19 protein-coding genes are annotated in these 19,086 nt (G+C 43.5%); 2 read left to right on the top strand and 17 right to left on the bottom strand.

Going from position 1 to position 19,086, the window contains the following annotated elements; translation table 11 throughout:
• Positions 1 to 81 precede the first annotated feature (81 nt).
• Positions 82 to 1,329: a sensor histidine kinase gene (locus BC351_RS01900; RefSeq protein ID WP_079409012.1), complete on the top strand. Its 1,248-nt coding sequence runs from the start codon at positions 82 to 84 to the stop codon at positions 1,327 to 1,329.
• Between the two features lie 92 nt (positions 1,330 to 1,421).
• A complete protein-coding gene (locus tag BC351_RS01895) occupies positions 1,422 to 1,820 on the top strand; it encodes a hypothetical protein (RefSeq protein ID WP_079409011.1) in 399 nt (132 codons plus the stop codon).
• Between the two features lie 61 nt (positions 1,821 to 1,881).
• Here the strand turns inward: BC351_RS01895 and BC351_RS01890 are convergent, their stop codons facing one another.
• The 17 genes from BC351_RS01890 to BC351_RS01810 form a co-directional block, all read right to left on the bottom strand.
• Entirely contained in the window at positions 1,882 to 2,364 is a 483-nt protein-coding gene (locus BC351_RS01890; RefSeq protein ID WP_079409010.1) for a low molecular weight protein-tyrosine-phosphatase, read from the bottom strand.
• Entirely contained in the window at positions 2,361 to 3,095 is a 735-nt protein-coding gene (locus BC351_RS01885) for a phosphonate ABC transporter ATP-binding protein (protein WP_079409009.1), read from the bottom strand. Before BC351_RS01885 ends, BC351_RS01890 begins: the two co-directional genes overlap by 4 nt.
• 149 nt (positions 3,096 to 3,244) lie before the next feature.
• Positions 3,245 to 3,709, bottom strand: coding sequence for a YlbF/YmcA family competence regulator (locus BC351_RS01880; RefSeq protein ID WP_079409008.1), 465 nt, complete (start codon positions 3,707 to 3,709; stop codon positions 3,245 to 3,247).
• A 38-nt stretch (positions 3,710 to 3,747) separates the two neighbouring features.
• Positions 3,748 to 5,172: a tRNA (N6-isopentenyl adenosine(37)-C2)-methylthiotransferase MiaB gene (gene miaB / locus BC351_RS01875; protein WP_244208866.1), complete on the bottom strand. Its 1,425-nt coding sequence runs from the start codon at positions 5,170 to 5,172 to the stop codon at positions 3,748 to 3,750.
• Between the two features lie 194 nt (positions 5,173 to 5,366).
• Positions 5,367 to 5,936 (bottom strand): phosphate propanoyltransferase, encoded by a 570-nt coding sequence (gene pduL / locus BC351_RS01870; protein WP_079409006.1) that lies wholly within the window; start codon positions 5,934 to 5,936, stop codon positions 5,367 to 5,369.
• A 101-nt stretch (positions 5,937 to 6,037) separates the two neighbouring features.
• Positions 6,038 to 6,904 carry a 2-oxoacid:ferredoxin oxidoreductase subunit beta gene (locus BC351_RS01865; protein ID WP_079409005.1) on the bottom strand — a complete coding sequence of 289 codons (867 nt, stop codon included), beginning with the start codon at positions 6,902 to 6,904 and terminating at the stop codon, positions 6,038 to 6,040.
• Entirely contained in the window at positions 6,892 to 8,640 is a 1,749-nt protein-coding gene (locus tag BC351_RS01860) for a 2-oxoacid:acceptor oxidoreductase subunit alpha (RefSeq protein ID WP_079409004.1), read from the bottom strand. The genes BC351_RS01865 and BC351_RS01860 overlap by 13 nt, the downstream gene beginning before the upstream one ends.
• 207 nt (positions 8,641 to 8,847) lie before the next feature.
• Positions 8,848 to 9,789 (bottom strand): dipeptidase, encoded by a 942-nt coding sequence (locus BC351_RS01855; protein WP_079409003.1) that lies wholly within the window; start codon positions 9,787 to 9,789, stop codon positions 8,848 to 8,850.
• Positions 9,790 to 9,946: 157 nt separating this feature from the next.
• The gene (locus tag BC351_RS01850; RefSeq protein WP_028558349.1) at positions 9,947 to 10,207 is read right to left on the bottom strand and encodes a stage V sporulation protein S; all 261 of its coding nucleotides are present in this window, start codon (positions 10,205 to 10,207) and stop codon (positions 9,947 to 9,949) included.
• Between the two features lie 116 nt (positions 10,208 to 10,323).
• Positions 10,324 to 11,118, bottom strand: coding sequence for a TIGR00282 family metallophosphoesterase (locus BC351_RS01845; RefSeq protein WP_079409002.1), 795 nt, complete (start codon positions 11,116 to 11,118; stop codon positions 10,324 to 10,326).
• Positions 11,119 to 11,231: 113 nt separating this feature from the next.
• Positions 11,232 to 12,773: a ribonuclease Y gene (rny, locus tag BC351_RS01840; protein WP_079409001.1), complete on the bottom strand. Its 1,542-nt coding sequence runs from the start codon at positions 12,771 to 12,773 to the stop codon at positions 11,232 to 11,234.
• A 387-nt stretch (positions 12,774 to 13,160) separates the two neighbouring features.
• Positions 13,161 to 13,850 (bottom strand): regulatory protein RecX, encoded by a 690-nt coding sequence (locus BC351_RS01835; RefSeq protein WP_079409000.1) that lies wholly within the window; start codon positions 13,848 to 13,850, stop codon positions 13,161 to 13,163.
• Between the two features lie 74 nt (positions 13,851 to 13,924).
• Positions 13,925 to 14,968: a recombinase RecA gene (recA, locus tag BC351_RS01830; protein WP_079408999.1), complete on the bottom strand. Its 1,044-nt coding sequence runs from the start codon at positions 14,966 to 14,968 to the stop codon at positions 13,925 to 13,927.
• A 174-nt stretch (positions 14,969 to 15,142) separates the two neighbouring features.
• Positions 15,143 to 16,393 (bottom strand): competence/damage-inducible protein A, encoded by a 1,251-nt coding sequence (locus BC351_RS01825; RefSeq protein ID WP_079408998.1) that lies wholly within the window; start codon positions 16,391 to 16,393, stop codon positions 15,143 to 15,145.
• Between the two features lie 91 nt (positions 16,394 to 16,484).
• Complete coding sequence (pgsA, locus tag BC351_RS01820; RefSeq protein ID WP_079408997.1) at positions 16,485 to 17,069, bottom strand: CDP-diacylglycerol--glycerol-3-phosphate 3-phosphatidyltransferase; 585 nt, start codon at positions 17,067 to 17,069, stop codon at positions 16,485 to 16,487.
• Entirely contained in the window at positions 17,066 to 18,394 is a 1,329-nt protein-coding gene (gene rimO / locus BC351_RS01815) for a 30S ribosomal protein S12 methylthiotransferase RimO (RefSeq protein ID WP_079408996.1), read from the bottom strand. Before rimO ends, pgsA begins: the two co-directional genes overlap by 4 nt.
• A 128-nt stretch (positions 18,395 to 18,522) precedes the next feature.
• Entirely contained in the window at positions 18,523 to 19,014 is a 492-nt protein-coding gene (locus BC351_RS01810) for a YajQ family cyclic di-GMP-binding protein (protein WP_079408995.1), read from the bottom strand.
• Positions 19,015 to 19,086 lie beyond the last annotated feature (72 nt).

The following is a 19,086-nucleotide window of genomic DNA, read 5'->3' as shown; positions in this document are numbered from 1 at the left end:
CTCTTGATCTGTCATAATTCTGTGAGATAATGTAGAAAACACCAAGATATTGTCGTATAAAATGGAAAGGACGGCATCCATTTGCTCCAATCAATCGTTTCTTATGAACTGCATGGTCTCTTATACCTCATGAGTGCGATACTAATCCATCTAGTTTTTGCGCCTATTTTCATCTACAAAGAACCGCAGCGTAAATTTCTTTTCGCAGTTATATTAATGGCATTAATCTTTCTCTACTGGAGATATGAAGATGTCGATCCTCTTGTCTATTCGCTCCACTTCTTCCCTATTTGCCTAATCGCAGCCATTCTGTTCGCTGGTTTCATTCCGGCATGCATGACTTGGCTAATCTTTAATCTGGGCTGCTTAATGATCCTGAATTATTTTTGGCAACCCGCTCTGTTTGGCAGCACTGTCTTGCTGGCTATTGGTTACGTGCTTAGAAATAAGACGTATACACAGCATCTCAAGTCTAAACTGCTTTATGCAACAGGACTGCTGATCGTATACGAACTATTGTATGCTTCACTATCCTTCTACATACGATTCCAATTTACTATGTATGTCGTATATACTTTAATTTTCACAATTATTTCTCTTTGGGTAATTACATTTCTATTCTTTTATGTCAAGAAACATGAAGTTCATAAACAACGCCTTATAGCTCTTGAGAAAGATCGAATGCTCGGACAACTCGCTGCGACAATCTCCCATGAAATTCGTAATCCACTGACATCAACACGAGGCTTCATTCAACTCCTTAATCAAAAAGAGCTCACGCATTATGATCAGAAGCGCTATATCGAGCTCGCATTATCCGGTGTAGACCAGGCGAATACGATCATCAACGATTATTTAAACTATGCCAAACCCTCATCTGGTTTGCACGAGCAACTGGATATTAAAGAAGAAGTAGAAGCCATGCTGCGCTTCATTATGCCCTTTGCTACGGATCATCAGGTTGTGATTGATATCCTACACGAGAATGAAGACCCCCTCTATATTCTGGGAGAATCCAAAAAATTACGTCAGTGCCTCATTAATCTCATCAAAAATGCGATCGAGTCCATGCCTGACGGCGGCATTATCACATTAACCACCTGCAAGCTGCCAAATGCCGTACAGGTATCTATCATTGACACAGGTGTCGGGATGAGCAAAACACAATTGAATTCACTCGGCATGCCCTTCTATACAACCAAAGAACATGGAACCGGCCTAGGTCTCGTCGTTGTTATGAGCATTATCCAAATGATGAATGGAACCATATCTTTCTCCAGTCATTTAAATCAAGGCACGCAATGCTCCCTTCTGTTTAAACAGCATTGATACACCCGCAGCCTTCCTTTATCCTGCATGCTGATCTGTGTTATTCTGTTAAGACAAGCGATCAACAACACATGTGAAGGAGGGCTTTTGCTATGAATTCAGATTTCCTCCAGATTAAATCTCTGGAAGGCGACTTGAAAATGTCGCATAAGACGAAGGATTTCGGTCTATCTGTCTCGACGAAAGAATTGATTCTTCATAAACCTCACGTCAATTATTATGTTAAGTTAGAGCACATAATTAGCATCCTGCCCTATGATAAACGTACGCTCAAAGCTGTCACTTTCGTCAATTACCGAGCCGCTAATCAAGAATCTATACACAGCGTTCCCGGTTCAGAATACTTCCGAATCTATGTCCAAGCCCTAGTCTTGCATAATCGAAGCGGCTTGTTCGAACACGGCCCCACCGATCTTATCATCCCTATCCACCCCACAATGTTGAAAATCATTGCCGAATGCTTGCATAAAGTCGGGCTTACTTCGATATAGCACATGTCAAGACAGCAAAAAAGCAACGGAGAGAGAAAGCTTCTTTCTCACCGTTGCTTTTTCATTGTTGTTCCTTTTCGAGAATGTAAGCCAGCAATCGCTCACAGCTTTCCTCCACCATTTCAAATACCTCTTGGAAGTTGCCGGTGTAATAAGGATCCGGTACATCTTTGATCATACGATTAGGAGCAAAATCAAGTAATTTATGAATCGATGATCGCTGTTCACCCTCTACAGGGTCCGGTGCAAAAGCAGCCAAATTACGAACATTGCTATCGTCCATCGCTATGATATACGTCGCATTAACAAAATCAGCCGCTTGTACTTGCCTCGCCCGTAAGCCGTGATGATCAATATGATAGAGGTCCAGTATGTCTCTTGTCCCTTGATGCGGAGGGTGGCCTATGTGCCAATCACCTGTTCCCGCTGAATCTACTTTGATGACAGATTCAAGATTGGCTTGCTTGACTTGGTGACGAAATACAGCTTCGGCCATTGGAGATCGGCATATGTTTCCTAAACAAACGAATAAGACCTGGATCATACTTCACCAAAAATTAGCTTTTTTTCACGGAGCGTTAGTGATCTGGCTGGAATATCTAGAACGATTTTCCCTTCAGACAGCCCCCAAATACGTGTTGCGTATCTTTCCGCAAGCTCTACTTGGTGCAAAGTAGCAATGACACTCATGTTGCGGTCTTTACACAAGGACTTCAAATCCTGAATGATATACTCTGTTGACTTAGGATCCAAACCGGATACAGGCTCATCCGCAACGAGGACCTTCGGTCCAAGTATTAAAGCCTTAGCGATTGCAACACGCTGCTGCTCGCCTCCGCTTAACTGACCGACCTTCTTGTCGCCTTTATCCAGAAGCCCGACTTTCTCCAGATAGTCCATGCCAACAACATGCTCATCGCGTGACGTCATACCGGTTAGGATACGTAAAGGCGCTTTATAGACTTTCCCCATCATGACGTTTTTGATAGCGCTTTTATTTCGATTCAATGCAGGCTTCTCTTCGAGATAAGCGAAATCTTTGCCTAATTTAAACCGTTCCCAGGGTCCTGGCTTGGAAATATCGTCGGATTTATAGATTAACTGGCCGCTTGTCCATTTCTCTTGATGACTGATACATCGCAATAATGTTGTTTTGCCACTTCCGCTGCTCCCAATGACAGCAATGAATTCGCCTTCATCTACTTGAAAGCTAACTTGCGAAAGAACCTGATTGTCTGGCGGATATACTTTACTTAAATTACGAACGGTAAGCATGACAATGTCCCCTCCGGATAGCATATTCTTTCGGTCATTCCGATATCATGACTTCGCTCTCATCAGCTCATTTGAGAAAAATCGCCGCTCCTATCAAGCCGTAGCCTGAGTAGAGGGCGATTTGGGATGTCTACACGAACACCAGCTTATTAATCACACGAGGTTGGTGCTTCTGCTGAGCCCGCTTCCACGTTGATTTTATCGGAAATTGTATCTCGAATCACGGACATAACCAGCTGCAATAAGTAATTAATATCATCCTGTGTTTGTTTAAATTCGTTTACAATCGGAATGCCGTCTAGTTCGTCCTGCAGCACTTCGATTTCGTTCTCGATCTTTTCAATCATTTTTGCATTTTGAAAAGTTTGGAACGCAACGATTTCTTTCTGTTTCTTCTTAATCGCACTAATCAGCACTTGAATATCTGGATTATTGGAAATTTGCTTTTCAGCTTTTTGATAAAACTGAACTTCATTTGAAGTCGTCAACAAATTGGCTAATTCTTTGGCTTTAGATAAAATATCTTCACGTACGATCATTTCTGTATTGGTAAACTCCTCTACTTTAAAAGCATGAGGCTCGTTATCATGATGATTATGGTCACATTGCGACATCTCAGCACACTCCTGTCAATTTGACTTCCGAATTATATTTAAATGGAAAGTTTCAAGGGCTCTTCTACAATTTCACCCTTTAAAATCCAAGTTTGCGCCTGCGTTACATGAACTTCAACCATTCGACCGATTAACTCCTTGGAGCCGGTGAAATGAATCAGTTTATTCGTACGCGTGCGTCCTGCCAATACATCAGCATTATTCTTGCTTTCGCCTTCAACAAGCACTTCTACAGTTTGGCCAAGCAGCTTATCATTACTTGCCTTGCTGTGTGCATTAACCAGCTCATTCAAGCGGTACAGCCTTTGTTTCTTAACTTCCATCGGAACATTATCTTCCATGCCAGCGGCAGGTGTTCCTTCGCGCGGCGAGTATATGAAAGTAAAGGCGAAGTCAAAGCCAATTTCTTCATACAGGGACATCGTTTCGTTAAACTGCTCATCGGTTTCCCCAGGGAAACCAACGATGATGTCCGTTGTCAGAACAACGTCAGGAAGTGTTTCCTTGATTTTGCGGGCGAGTGTTAAGTAATGATCTCTGGAATATTTCCGGCTCATTCGTTTAAGAACTTCGGTATTCCCTGATTGGACCGGCAAATGAATATGTTCAACAAGATTACCGCGTTTCCCCAATACTTCAATCAACTGATCATCAAAATCCCGTGGATGTGAGGTTGTGAAGCGAATGCGCGGCACATCAATTTTACGAATATCATCCATCAAATCAGCGAAGGAATACGTAATATCTTCAAAGTCTTTGCCATAAGCATTGACGTTCTGTCCAAGCAATGTAATTTCTTGAAATCCTTGTCGGGCCAAATCTCTAACCTCTGCAAGTACATCCTGCGGTCTCCGGCTTCTCTCTTTCCCGCGCGTATACGGAACAATGCAGTAGGTGCAGAATTTATCACAGCCGAACATGATGTTTACCCATGCCCGAATGCCTTCCCGCTTCTTCGGTAAGTTCTCAACGATATCGCCTTCTTTTGACCATACCTCTACAACCATTTCTTTATTATAAAAGGCATCCTTCAATAAGGCTGGCAGTCGATGAATATTATGTGTTCCGAATATCAGATCAACAAAAGCATGCTTTTGCATAATCCGGTTTACAACCGCTTCTTCTTGAGACATACATCCACACACACCAAGAACAAGACCAGGTTTCTGTGCTTTCAAAGCTTTCAAATGTCCTAATTCACCAAACACCTTATCTTCCGCATTCTCTCGAATTGCACAGGTATTCAGTAAGATGACATCTGCTTGATTTTTGTCTTCCGTCGTCTGATAGCCCATTTGCTCAAGCAGGCCCTTCATAACTTCGGTATCGTGCTCATTCATCTGACATCCGTAAGTGCGAATTAAATAATATTTATCTTTGCCGAACCCCTGCATGTCCTCAGGAATCATGAAATCATAATGTACGGCGATCTCTTCTTTTCCGCGCTTTTTAGCATCAGTCAGTGAAGGAGGCTGAAAATATTGGGAATAATCCTTATCGGATTTTACTTGGTTAGCCACTTTCTTTCCTCCTAAGAGTTTTGCTTGATGAAAACTTACCCAGCTTACAAATAAATACGCAACTTTTATTATAGCATCTCAAGCCTACTTAGTACAAAAGTAAATTGGCTTATGTGTGAAAACATGGCATATTGCACTTACTCCAGCAGCTCTGCCAGATCGCCTGTGTTAACTCCTGCCGCATTTCCCTCATCCGTATCTATGTGCATGTCCAGCGCATATTGATCAGAAACCCGTGCAATCACATCCTCAAGGATCAAAGGACGTTCACCATGCAATTTAACTCTAAGCTTCTGTTTATCTTGAATCCCCCACTTTTCAGCATCCGAGGTATGAAAATGAATATGACGAGCCGCGACAATAACGCCCCGCTCCAGTTCTACTTCCCCCACTGGACCTATGACACGAAGTCCAGGCGTATCTTCTATGTACCCAGACTCTCGTACAGGTGGTTTAATGCCCAATGCAAAGGAATCCGTACGTGACACTTCGATTTGCGTGCTTGGACGAGCTGGGCCAAGAATTCTCACTTTTTCGAATTTGCCTTTAGGACCTACAATCGTCACTGTTTCTTGCGCAGCGAATTGGCCTGGTTGTGAAAGATCCTTAAAGTTCGTTAATTCATAACCCTTTCCGAACAAAATTTCAATATGCTCTGGTGATACGTGTATATGTCTAGCCGAAACTCCTACTGGCACAGTTTTCATAGATATATCCATCCTTTATGATTGGTATAGTTGTCAGTATTGCCGCTCAGCAAAAAGGGCATACGGATTTTCTCCATATGCCCTTAAGCGTTGTACACTTATTATTTGAACTCAGTAAGCATTTTGTTGAAATCAGCTTCTGAAATATGAAGATCTTGTTTCGTGAGTCCTTCTTTAGCAAAAGTAGGAATGGAATCTTCGTAGCTCTTTTTCTCTTTGTTTTGGTAAATGATACCTGTCAACATGGAGTTTGTTTCCATGATTTTGGTCATTGCCATCACGCGGTTCGTGTAATCATAATCTGGAATTTCATCCAGATCCACGATGTTTTCTTTGAACCAGTCATATGTGTTCACTTTGTTAAAAGTTACACAAGGACTGAATACGTTGATCAAAGAGAAACCTTTGTGGTTCAAACCAGCTTCGATAACAGCTGTTAACTGTTTCAAGTTGCTGGAGAACGATTGCGCTACGAAAGTTGCACCTGCCGCCATGGCAACTTCCAAAGGAGAAATTGCGGACTCAATTGTGCCCAGTGGTGTACTTTTCGTTTTGAAGCCTTCCGCACTACGTGGAGATGCTTGACCTTTCGTCAAACCGTAGATTTGGTTATCCATTACGATGTAAGTTACGTCGATGTTACGACGAATCGCATGGACAGTATGTCCCATACCGATTGCGAAGCCATCACCGTCACCGCCGGAAGCGATAACTGTCAAATCACGGTTAGCCATTTTCACACCTTGTGCGATTGGCAAAGATCTACCGTGAATACCATGGAAGCCGTAAGCATTGATGTAACCGGAGATACGGCCGGAACAACCGATACCCGATACAACTGCCAATCCTTCAGGCTCTAAACCAACATTAGCTGCTGCACGCTGAATGGCCGCTTGTACGGAGAAATCTCCGCACCCCGGACACCAGTTTGGCTTTACATTGTTACGAAAGTCTTTTAATGTTGCCATGCTAAAGTCAACTCCTTACATTTTTGTTCAATTTCTGCCGGTAAGAACGGGTTACCGTTGTACTTAAGGACATTTTTAATTTTATCTGCATGACCAACATGCAGTTTAATTTGATCAGCTAATTGGCCAGTTGCATTGTTTTCAACAACGATAACCGTTTTTGCTTTTTCAATATATGGACGCAATTGCTCAGTCGGGAATGGATGAATCAAGCGAACTGTTGCATGGTTCGTTTTGATGCCTTCCAACTCTACGCGGCGGCGAGCTTCGTCAATGGTTCCACCTGTTGAACCCATACCGATAATCAGAAGATCTGGGTTTTCGTGAGGAGCATCCACTTTCACAGCGTCTGTTACTTGAATGTGTTTCAACTTCTCAAGACGTTTATCCATCATGCGTTGACGATTTTCCGTGCTCTCGGATGGACGACCCGTTTGGTCATGCTCAACCCCAGTAACATGGTGAATACCATGTTTAACGCCAGGAATTACACGCGGTGATACACCGTTTTCTGTGAATTCATAACGCTTGAACAATTGGTTCGCTTCTTGTTCTGGAGCTTCAGTTACCAAAGTTCCGCGGTCAATCACGATGCGGTTGTAATCCAGCATTTCTGCGGATTGTTTACCTAGAGAAAGTTGAAGATCCGTCATCAAGATAACAGGAACTTGATATTTCTCAGCAAGGTTGAAAGCTTCAATCGTGTCATAGAAGCACTCTTCAATCGTGCTTGGGGACAATACGATTTTGGGGATCTCACCGTGAGTTCCATAAACCATTGCGTTCAAGTCGGATTGTTCTTGCTTCGTTGGAAGACCTGTACTTGGACCACCACGTTGTGTATCTACGATAACAACCGGTGTTTCTGTCATACCAGCCAGACCAATAGCTTCCATCATCAAGGAAAGACCAGGACCCGCAGAAGCTGTCAGCGCACGAGCACCTGCGTAGTTAGCGCCGATTGCCATTGTACATGCTGCGATTTCGTCTTCTGTTTGGATAACAGTACCGCCTAATTTCGGAAGTGCTTTGATCAGATATTCCATTACCTCTGAAGCAGGTGTAATCGGGTATGCTGGCATAAAGCGGCAACCTGCGGCAACTGCTCCAAGAGCGATTGCATCATTACCGATCATGAACAATTTTTGTTTGCCATCAGCTGGTTCCAATTGGAAGTCAAGAATAGGTCCGCCTGCTAATTCAAGAACGGATTCAGCACCTTTGCGAACGGCTTCAATATTCTTCTCAACGACAGCTGCGCCCTTACGGCCAAACTCTTCTTCAACAGCTTTATTAAACACATCAATTGGCAATCCGAGCAGTGCCCAGGAAGCACCAGATGCGGCCATGTTCTTAAATAGGGATGTTCCTAGCTCTTCTGCGATTGCAGTAATCGGAACTGGAAACAGACGTGCTTTGATTCCTTCAGGTAATACTGGGTTAAATTTAGCATCTGCTACGATAACACCATTGTCACGAAGCTCGTGAGCATTGAAGTCGATACTTTCCTGATCGAAAGCAACCAGAATGTCTAAATCGTCTGAAATTGCGCGAATCGGTTTAGTGCTGATGCGAATCTTGTTATTCGTATGTCCCCCCTTAATCCGTGAAGAGAAATGACGGTACCCATACAAATAGTAACCGAGACGGTTCAATGCAGTAGAGAAAATGCGGTCTGTACTTTCGACCCCTTCACCCTGCTGACCTCCGATTTTCCAAGATAACTGACTAATCACCGTACGTCCACTCCTTTTAATTGTAGCTGCATGAAGACATTGATAAGCTAATTGTGTAGTAAATGAAGATGATGCAATAAAAATTTTCTTTCACTTGTCAACCAAATTCTATGCCTTTATGGATCAAATTGCAAGGGGTACAAACAATTCTAACAGATAGAGTTTTTAGATCGAATCCATATCAATTTTAGATCGGTTGTGAATCATTCATTTCGGTAGGCTCGTGAGCATGAAATTGCGCCAATTGCCATACAAAAATGCCTCGACTTGTGATTCCCTATAGTTTTTACATAAAGCTTCTATTATATTTTCATATTGCCCTACATGTCTCAGCCCTTTGATCCACTGCTCAATCCCGTCAAAATCAGATCCGAATCCAAGTTGTCCCTCTCCTCCTAATGAACATACATGATCAATGTGTTTTAACAATGCCGAGATCGGCACCGTCAGATTCGCACTGTCTACGAAGTAAGGGACGAACGTGATTCCAATTGTTCCCTTACATTGAATGATAGCTTTAATCTGCTCATCTGATAAATTTCTTGGATGGGGACATATTTTTTGGGCATTCGAATGAGAGGCAATGAAAGGCTTGTTGTACAGCTCGACCATTTCCCAGAAAGCCGTTGTAGACAAGTGTGACACATCTACTATTATACCCATTGTTTCTAAATCTTTTAACATCTGCTTCCCTTTTCTTGTGAAACCACCTTTTCTAGGCTCCATCACGCCGTCAGCCGCCCAATTCGCATAGTTCCATGTGAGTCCAATACTTCTAACACCAAGTTGCTGCAATATTCGCACATGCATCATGTTGCCAGCAAGCGCATCTAACCCTTCAAGTGTTAAAATCGCCCCAATTCGCTCACTTGCCTCTACAAGATGCCAATCTTCTGTGGTCTGAATAACATGCATCCCTGGATGGCGGCCTATCTGACGATAAAATAAATCAACCATTTGCAAAATATGTTCAAAAGTAGGCTGCTGAATGGAATCAGATAAGTAGATAGCGAAACACTGCACCTTCACTCCAGCATGTTTCAATCTTGGATAACTCACATCAAGTTCCTGTTCTTCTCTCCCGAATTCAAGCTTGGGATTTACATAGAGCTTCGTAAGCGCATCGCAATGTCCATCCATGATTCTCATCCATCCAGCCTCCTCGTATACGTCCAAACAAGACAAAAACCTCTGCGAAGAGGTTTCTGAGAAATTTGAATACACTTTACTTTTTCATACAGCTCAACAGCTAAAAACCTGTCTACATGGTAAACAGGCATCTTGCTTTATGTATGCTGTCGTTGTCTTAACGAGGCTCAACAATTAATTTAATGGCCGTCCGATCTTCTCCGTCAATCACGATATCTGTGAATGCTGGTACACAGATTAGGTCAACTCCACTAGGCGCCACAAATCCTCTTGCGATAGCTACTGCTTTGATGGCCTGGTTTAGGGCTCCTGCACCGATGGCTTGGAGCTCTGCAGCTCCGCGCTCACGCAAAACGCCTGCCAGTGCACCTGCTACGGAGTTTGGATTGGATTTTGCTGAAACTTTTAATACATCCATGAATAGTACCTCCTCGGGAATGATGGATAGATTCCATTAACCATTCTATTCGCGAGAAGCACCAAACATGTCAGTTCACTAAATTTGAACATTCGAAATGTTCTGAATGAAACACTTTAATCCATGAATACTTGATCTTCATCATAACGAATCAGATTGATACTTTTGGCCGATCCCGTTTGATCGTTTAATTCGATGACTACGGCATGGAAATGCCATTTCCCTTCATCTGTTACGAATCGTACCGGAAGCTGTGTTTTAAATTTCTGAAGCACCGCATTCTTTTCAACGCCAAGGATTCCATCTCGAGGTCCTACCATTCCTACATCGGTAACATAAGCAGTTCCTTGCGGCAGAACTCGGTTATCGTTGGTTTGAACATGCGTATGCGTACCAACTACAGCTGATACTTTCCCGTCTAAATGCCAGCCCATGGCAATTTTCTCTGAGGTTGCTTCCGCATGAAAATCGACGAACACAAATTTGTGCTTCTTCTTATCTGCTTCAAGAATCTCATCGACTTTACGAAACGGACAATCAATTGGCGGCAAGAAAGTCCGTCCCTGTAAATTGATAATAAGCAGTTCTTGATCTTTGACCTTAATGACTGTATGCCCTCTCCCTGGCGTACCTGGAGGAAAGTTAGCGGGCCGAACCATTTTCTCGTCACGATCAATAAAATCGAAGATCTCTTTTTGATCCCATGTATGATTGCCCATTGTAAGGGCCTGAATGCCCATCTCATAGATTTCTTTGGCAATGGCTGATGTTATCCCTTTCCCAGCCGCTGCGTTCTCCCCATTGGCGATAAAGACTGCATGGGGATGTGCTTGCTTCAAGCGTGGCATGATACTTTTTAATGCTTTTCTTCCGACAGAACCTACAATGTCTCCAATAAATACAATTTTCATAACCGATTTATAGCTCCTTTATACTCCTTAGATGCACAGTTCGGGTGATGAAGTCATCAATCGTCCTGAAAATAAGGAAAAGTGGCTATAGCAGCCACTTTTCGCATTATTGTTTATTTAGCGTATTCTACTGCTCTAGTTTCACGAATTACCGTAACCTTGATATGTCCTGGATAATCGAGTTCACCCTCGATTTTCTTAGTAATATCACGGGCCAGGCGGAACGCTTCGGTATCATCCACTTTCTCCGGTTGAACCATTACACGCACTTCGCGACCAGCTTGAATGGCGTATGATTTCTCAACACCTTCAAAGGATTCCGATATCTCTTCAAGTTTCTCCAGACGCTTAATGTATGTTTCAAGCGTCTCTCTGCGTGCTCCTGGTCTAGCCGCGGATAAAGCATCAGCAGCTCCAACCAGCATCGCGATGACAGACGTCGCTTCCACATCGCCATGATGGGAGGCAATACTATTAATGACGACTGGATGCTCCTTGTACTTCTTGCCAATCTCAACACCGATTTCCACATGAGATCCTTCGACCTCGTGGTCTAACGCCTTACCGATGTCATGAAGCAGCCCGGCACGTTTCGCCAAAGTTACGTCTACCCCGAGCTCCCCGGCCATCAGACCAGCCAGATAAGCTACTTCCATGGAATGTTTCAACACGTTTTGACCGTAACTTGTTCTGAATTTCAGGCGTCCCAAAATTTTGATCAAGTCCGGATGCAAACCGTGGACTCCAACCTCGAATGTGGCTTGCTCACCGTATTCTCGGATACGCTCATCCACTTCTTTGCGGGATTTCTCCACCATTTCTTCGATACGTGCTGGATGAATACGTCCATCAGCAACTAGTTTCTCCAAAGAGGTACGAGCAATTTCGCGGCGGATTGGATCAAATCCTGATAAAATAACAGCTTCTGGCGTATCATCAATGATAAGGTCGATACCCGTTAATGTTTCAAGTGCACGGATATTGCGTCCTTCACGACCGATGATCCGGCCTTTCATCTCTTCATTTGGCAATGAAACAACGGAAACCGTCGTTTCGGCAACGTGATCTGCCGCACAACGTTGAATGGCGAGTGTGATGATTTCACGTGCTTTCTTATCGCCTTCTTCTTTGGCTTGTTGTTCAATTTCTTTAATCAACTGTGCCGTTTCGTGACGTACTTCCTGTTCTACATTGGTGAGGATGATGCTTTTCGCTTCCTCCATTGTAAGACCGGAAATCCGCTCTAACTCCGAAACTTGGCTCTTGTACAGCTGATCAATTTGTGTTTGTGTATCCTCGATCCGCTTCTCTTTGTTGGCAACTTGCTCTTCTTTACGCTCGAGAGATTCTAATTTTTTATCCAGCGATTCCTCTTTTTGCAACAATCGTCTTTCTTGTCGTTGAATTTCATTCCGACGTTCACGAATGTCTTTTTCAGCTTCGGACCTCAGCTTATGCACTTCGTCCTTTGCTTCCAGAACCGTTTCTTTTTTCAGTGCTTCCGCTTCCTTCTTGGCAGATTCTCTAATCTGTTCAGCGGCTGTTTCAGCACTGGAAATTTTCGCTTCTGCAAGAGATTTACGGATAAAATAACCAATCCCTAAGCATGCAGCTCCAACAATGAGAATGATCGCGACCCAGATGAAAGTCATCATCTTGTTCACCTCCTCGTTGGTTTCTCCAAGGTGTTAGCTTGGGATTCCGTTCGGTTTTTTAATCCGATATTTAATTGTTTGACTAGTCATACATACCCTGTGACGAAAAGAGTATGGCTTTTAAATGAATGCGCACTGTGCGTTAGAGGCACTATAGTGCTAATAATCCATAATCAACAGTGTAAAAATTGGCGGTTTCTACATCTGTTCCCTCAAAATCAATGATAGAAGTATGATTTTGAACAAATTATGAAAATATACATTGTTATTTTATCTTTTGTCGAAGAAGCTTGTCAAGCGATTGTCATCGATAAGCGAATACTCGGTTGCTGAATACCCAAACAATGGTTAATGTCATTAACTAATCAAGAAAATTAATTAATGACATTAACTATCGAATGAGTCATCAAAAACTTCAAACTCTTCCTCGTTGGGTTCACTGCTCACTTGCGCCAAAACCTTGCTAACAATAGAGCCCGTATATCCACGCCGCATTAAAAAAGCCCCTGTTTTTCTTTTGCGATCAATCGTTTTCCCTGACGTTTGTTTCCATTTCGTTTGCGCAATCTTCATCGCTCCGGCAAATTCATCATCAGGATTAATAGTGTCCATCGCATTTTTTACCAATTCCTTATTAATTCCTTTTTGCTGAAGTTCTTGTCGAACGAGATTCCGACCTTTCTTCTGAGAAATAATCCGACTATCGGTCCACATTTGAGCAAATTCTTCATCGTTGAGATACTTATGCTCAATAAGCTTCTCGCAAGCCCAATCGATGACAGGCGCCTCATAACCAGCTTCTTTGAGCTTGCGCTTTACTTCTATCGCTGAATGAGGACGGCGGCCAATGATTCGAATAGCCTTCAAATAGGCACTATTGCGTTCTTCATCTATCGTAATTTTCTCAATGGCTTGATGGTCAATTGTCTCGCCTTTGTTCAGTCGATGTTTAATTAAGATATCTTCATGTACCGAGAAGGCATATTCCTCATTAATATAAATATTGTACCTGTGCCTGCCCCGCTTCTGTTTCTCGACCAACGTGATAATTGCTATTGACTGTTCTTCCGTATTCAACTCAAACCAGCTCCCCTAAAACGAAAAGCACCTTAACACAAGGTTTAAGGTGCTTCCAATGTATAATTTAAATGCTATTCGAAAGCGACTTCCAACTCATCCTCGTCCTCATCCACGTTAGGACCAACAGCTTTAATTAAATTGCTGTTCTCACGAATTCTCAGCTCAATCGTTTCTGAAATAGCTTTGTTGTCTTTCAAAAATTGCTTCGCATTCTCACGGCCTTGACCCAGTCTTTCGCCTTCATAGGAATACCACGCTCCGCTTTTGTTCACGATATCCATTTCCGTACCGATATCGATAATACTGCCTTCGCGTGAAATACCTTCACCGTACATAATATCAACTTCCGCTTGTTTGAACGGAGGTGCTACTTTATTCTTAACGACCTTAATTCTCGTCCGGTTACCGACCATATCGTTACCTTGTTTAATGGTTTCAACACGGCGAACATCAAGTCGCACGGAGGAATAGAACTTCAATGCGCGGCCCCCTGGTGTTGTCTCCGGGTTACCGAACATGACGCCGACTTTTTCGCGCAATTGGTTGATGAAGATAGCAATAACCTTGGATTTATTAATCGCACCGGACAATTTACGAAGTGCTTGAGACATCAAGCGTGCTTGTAAACCTACGTGAGAATCCCCCATCTCGCCTTCAATCTCAGCTTTAGGAACGAGTGCTGCAACGGAGTCAATAACGATAATGTCTACAGCGCCACTGCGCACAAGTGCTTCAGCGATCTCAAGGGCTTGCTCACCCGTATCTGGCTGGGAAAGCAAAAGCTCATCGATATTAATCCCAAGCTTGCTTGCATAAGAAGGATCCAAGGCATGCTCCGCATCAATAAAAGCAGCTTGTCCGCCCACTCGTTGTACTTCCGCAATCGCATGAAGGGCTACTGTTGTTTTACCTGAAGACTCAGGACCGTATACTTCAATAATTCTTCCGCGGGGAAATCCGCCTATTCCAAGTGCAATATCAAGTGCAAGCGCTCCTGTTGAAATCGTTTCGACTTGCATATGCGTAGATTCTCCAAGTTTCATGATGGAGCCTTTACCGAACTGTTTCTCAATTTGACGTAGTGCGTTATCAAGTGCTGCGCGACGATCTGTCAAAACACTCACTTCCTTCTTCTATCATTATAGGTATATGATAACTTGTTTCAGGGTGTTTGCCAAGTATTTTTTCGAACATACATTCGACTTTTTAGCGAACAAACAAAAAACCGCAACAAAGTTATCGCTTTGCTACGGTTCTTCCGCTAACACTCACCTTATTATATGCGAACCCTAGTGATCTTTCAACTGTTTCCATAATTGATAGAGTGCGCTTTTGGCTGCCCGATGCTTAACGGACTCCCGATTGCCGGACAGTTGCAACGTGAATACAGCCGTTTCTGCATTCCTCTGTGCAAATCCAACATACACCAGCCCTACCGGCTTGCCTTCCGATGGACTAGGTCCGGCCACACCGGTAATGGAGATACCGAAGTCGCTGCCCGTGGTGGCAATCAAATTCTCAGCCAGTAGAACCGCCGTCTCACTGCTGACTGCGCCTGGCGCGCCATCTCCTTCCAGAATTTCCATGGGCACGCCTAGAAGTTTATGCTTCAGAGCATTGGAATAACAAACTATTCCACCAAGGAATGACTTGGAACTTCCTGGTACATCTGTGAGCAAGTCACTCAATAAACCTCCGGAGCAGCTTTCAGCCACGCTAAGCGTTAGCTGCTTTTGCTCAAGCAGTTGCAGGACGACGTTTTCGATCGGAACATCCTGATCAGCATAAAGATGATCTGCCAGACGTACTCTGATCGCTTGCTCGGTCGGAAACAGCCGCTTCTCGCCCTCCTCCTGCGATTGTGCACGAGTCGTCAGGCGAATGGTCACTTCGCCTTCTTTGGCGTATGGAGCGATCGTAGGATCGGTCTGAGCTTCAATCAGATCCAGCAGCTGATGCTCCAGATTGGATTCTCCAATCCCGGCAAATTTGAGCATTTTCGAATAAAGAGGTACCGCATCTGTCATCACAGCTTGCAGCCATGGCACTGCATATTTCGTAAACATAGGCTTCATTTCTTTGGGAGGACCGGGCAGAAGGATGAAATGCGTACCTTCATAGGTAAAAGCATTCCCAACGGCTAGTCCTGTTTCGTTATGCAATGGATCGCTGCCTTCAATCATCAGCGCCTGTCTTCTGTTGCTCTCGACCATATGTATTCCGCGAGATTCGAACAACTCCGTGATCGTCTTCATGGACGGCTCATGCAGAACCAGCTCACGGCCTACAAAGGCGGCTAGCACGTCTTTCGTTAGATCATCCTGTGTGGGTCCAAGTCCTCCCGTACAGATGACGACGTCCGCTCTGGAAGCCGCTAATCGGAACGTATCGAGCAATCTTTGCTCATTGTCGCCAACAACGGTTTGAAAGTACATATCAACACCAATTGCCGCGCATTCCTTTGATATAAATTGAGCATTCGTATTTACGATCTGGCCAAGCAAAAGCTCTGTACCGACAGCAACAATTTCAGCTTTCATATTGGAATTCCTCCTTTAAATAAGAAAACCCCTACCCATGGCTGATCAATGAAGAGCAACCGTGTTTAGAGGTGAATAATAGGTTGCCCTATTAAGCTTTTTCAGAAAAATCGATGACATGCTTATTCTTCACAAAGTACTCTATTCCTGAGTAAACCGTAATAATTGCTGCTGCCCAACTAGCTATTACATCAAAAGGGAAATCCACAAACGTAAACGGAAAATTATTGATAAGTAATGCAATGATGGCGGTGATTTGAGCTGCCGTCTTTGCCTTTCCCCACTTGCTGGCCGCCATCACGGTGCCTTCCAATAGGGCGATTTGGCGTAGTCCAGTAACTGCCCACTCCCTACTGATAATGACAATGACAATCCAAGCATCTACTTTACCCATCTCAACAAGAGAAACGAGAACAGCTGTAACAAGCAGCTTATCCGCCAACGGATCAAGCAGCTTGCCAAGATTGGTTACAAGATTGCGTTTTCTGGCAATGTAACCATCTAAACTATCTGTACTCGCTGCAATAATGAAGATGGTAGCAGCAATAATTTGATTATACGTAATACTGAATTCCTCTATCCGTATATGTGGAAATTTCACCTTAATCAACAAGAAGAACATGATGATAGGTACTAACAAAATCCTCGCTACGGTGATGCGATTGGCTAGGTTCATGCAATAACCTCCCCGGATAAATCAAACTCATAGGAGTGGGTAATACGAACTTTTGCCAATTCGCCAATGCTCAAATTCCCATTGGAAACGAATACTTCCCCATCGATCTCAGGAGCATCAAATTGGGAACGACCGATATAGACATCACTACGGCCATCGTATCGCTCAATCAGCACATCAATTTCTTGTCCGATTCGACGTCCGCCACGAATATTTGAAATTTCACGTTGAATTTCCATAATCGCATTCGCACGGTACTCTTTGACATCATCGGGAACTTGGTCTGGCAGACGAGCCGCTGGCGTATCATCTTCTTTGGAGTAAGCGAATACCCCTAGACGATCAAATTGAACGTCGCGTACAAATTGTTTTAGCGCTTCGAAGTCTTCTTCCGTTTCTCCAGGGAAGCCTACGATCAAGGATGTCCGAAGGGCTACATCTGGGATCGCTTCACGGATTTTGCGAACCAGTTCACGCGTATCTTTCTGACGCCCTGGTCTGCGCATCCTTTTCAGAATCGAATCTTCACTATGTTGAAGCGGCATATCGATATATTTGCATATCTTCGGGTTCGATGCCATGACTTCAATCAGCTCATCGCTAAAGAAACCTGGATAAGCATAGTGAAGTCTGACCCATTCTATTCCCTCTACTTCGCTCACTTTATTCAATAAAGTAGGCAGCATGAAGCTATCGTACAAATCCGTTCCGTAATTCGTTGAATCTTGAGCGATCAGACTGACTTCTTTGACGCCTTGTGAAGCCAGGTTTGCGACTTCCGCCACAATGGACTCCATGCTTCTACTCTTGAATGCACCGCGCATAATCGGAATACTGCAGAATGTGCACGCATTGTCGCAGCCTTCCGCAATTTTCACATATGCCGTGTACCGAGGGGTCGTCACCAATCTTGGCAGGTCAGCATCATAGTTAAATACCGGATTCCCGACTAGGACCGGTCTCTTGCCGCGAAGCGCTTCATCAACAATATGATTGATTTTATCAAAATCACCGGTTCCCACGATGCCATCTATCTCAGGCATTTCATCCATCAGCTGCTTCTTGTAGCGTTGTGTCAAACATCCTGAGACGATAAGCGCCTTGAGATTCGCTGTTTGTTTCAATTCTGCCATATCCAAAATTGTATTCACTGATTCTTCTTTCGCTGCATCAATGAACCCGCAAGTGTTCACGATAATGACTGTGGCATCTTCTTTGTTGTCTACAAGTTGAAAACCACGTCCATGTATTAATCCAGACATAATCTCGGAATCAACCATATTCTTCTCGCATCCGAGAGTCACTACTTTAACCTTTTCTGTCATGAAAGAAACAACCTCCAATAGTCCTAAAAAACACTCCTTACCAGTATAATACAAGCCCTAAGGGGTGTCAAAATGTAAAAACCCCCTATTACTAGAGGGTTTTTGGCAATTAAACGTCGTATGTATACCTATTTCAAGTTAACAAATTGCAAATCAAGCGGGATTTCTGCTTTGCGCAATAGAGCAATAACCGCTTGTAAATCATCGCGACTCTTCCCTGTTACACGAATCTGATCTCCTTGAATTTGCGTTTTCACCTTTAACTTGGAATCACGAATCAAAATGTTAATTTTCTTGGAGTTTTCTTGATCGACGCCCTGCTTCATGCTGATTTTCTGCCTAACTGTTTGGCCAGCTGCCGGTTCTACCTTGCTGTATTCGAGATTTTTGATCGAGATCCCGCGTTTCGTCATTTTGGCATGCATAATATCAAGCACATTTTGCAGCTTAAATTCATCATCCGAAGTGACGACCAATTGATCTTTGTCCAATTTAATACTGCTTTTGCTGCCTTTAAAATCAAATCGTGTAAGAATTTCCTTTTCCGCCTGCTGAATGGCGTTCGTTAATTCCTGCATATCCACTTTGGATACGATATCGAACGAGCTTTCTGTACTCATGTAGACAAACACCCTTTCCATCAAATTACATTAGCATTATAGCAAGAAGCCGAAAAAAAAGAAACATCCTAA

The organism is Paenibacillus ferrarius (genome assembly GCF_002027705.1).
GTDB classification, from domain to species: domain Bacteria; phylum Bacillota; class Bacilli; order Paenibacillales; family NBRC-103111; genus Paenibacillus_E; species Paenibacillus_E ferrarius.
The sequence above is the reverse complement of the archived record's forward strand: the minus strand, read 5'-3'. Positions and strand labels throughout refer to the sequence as shown.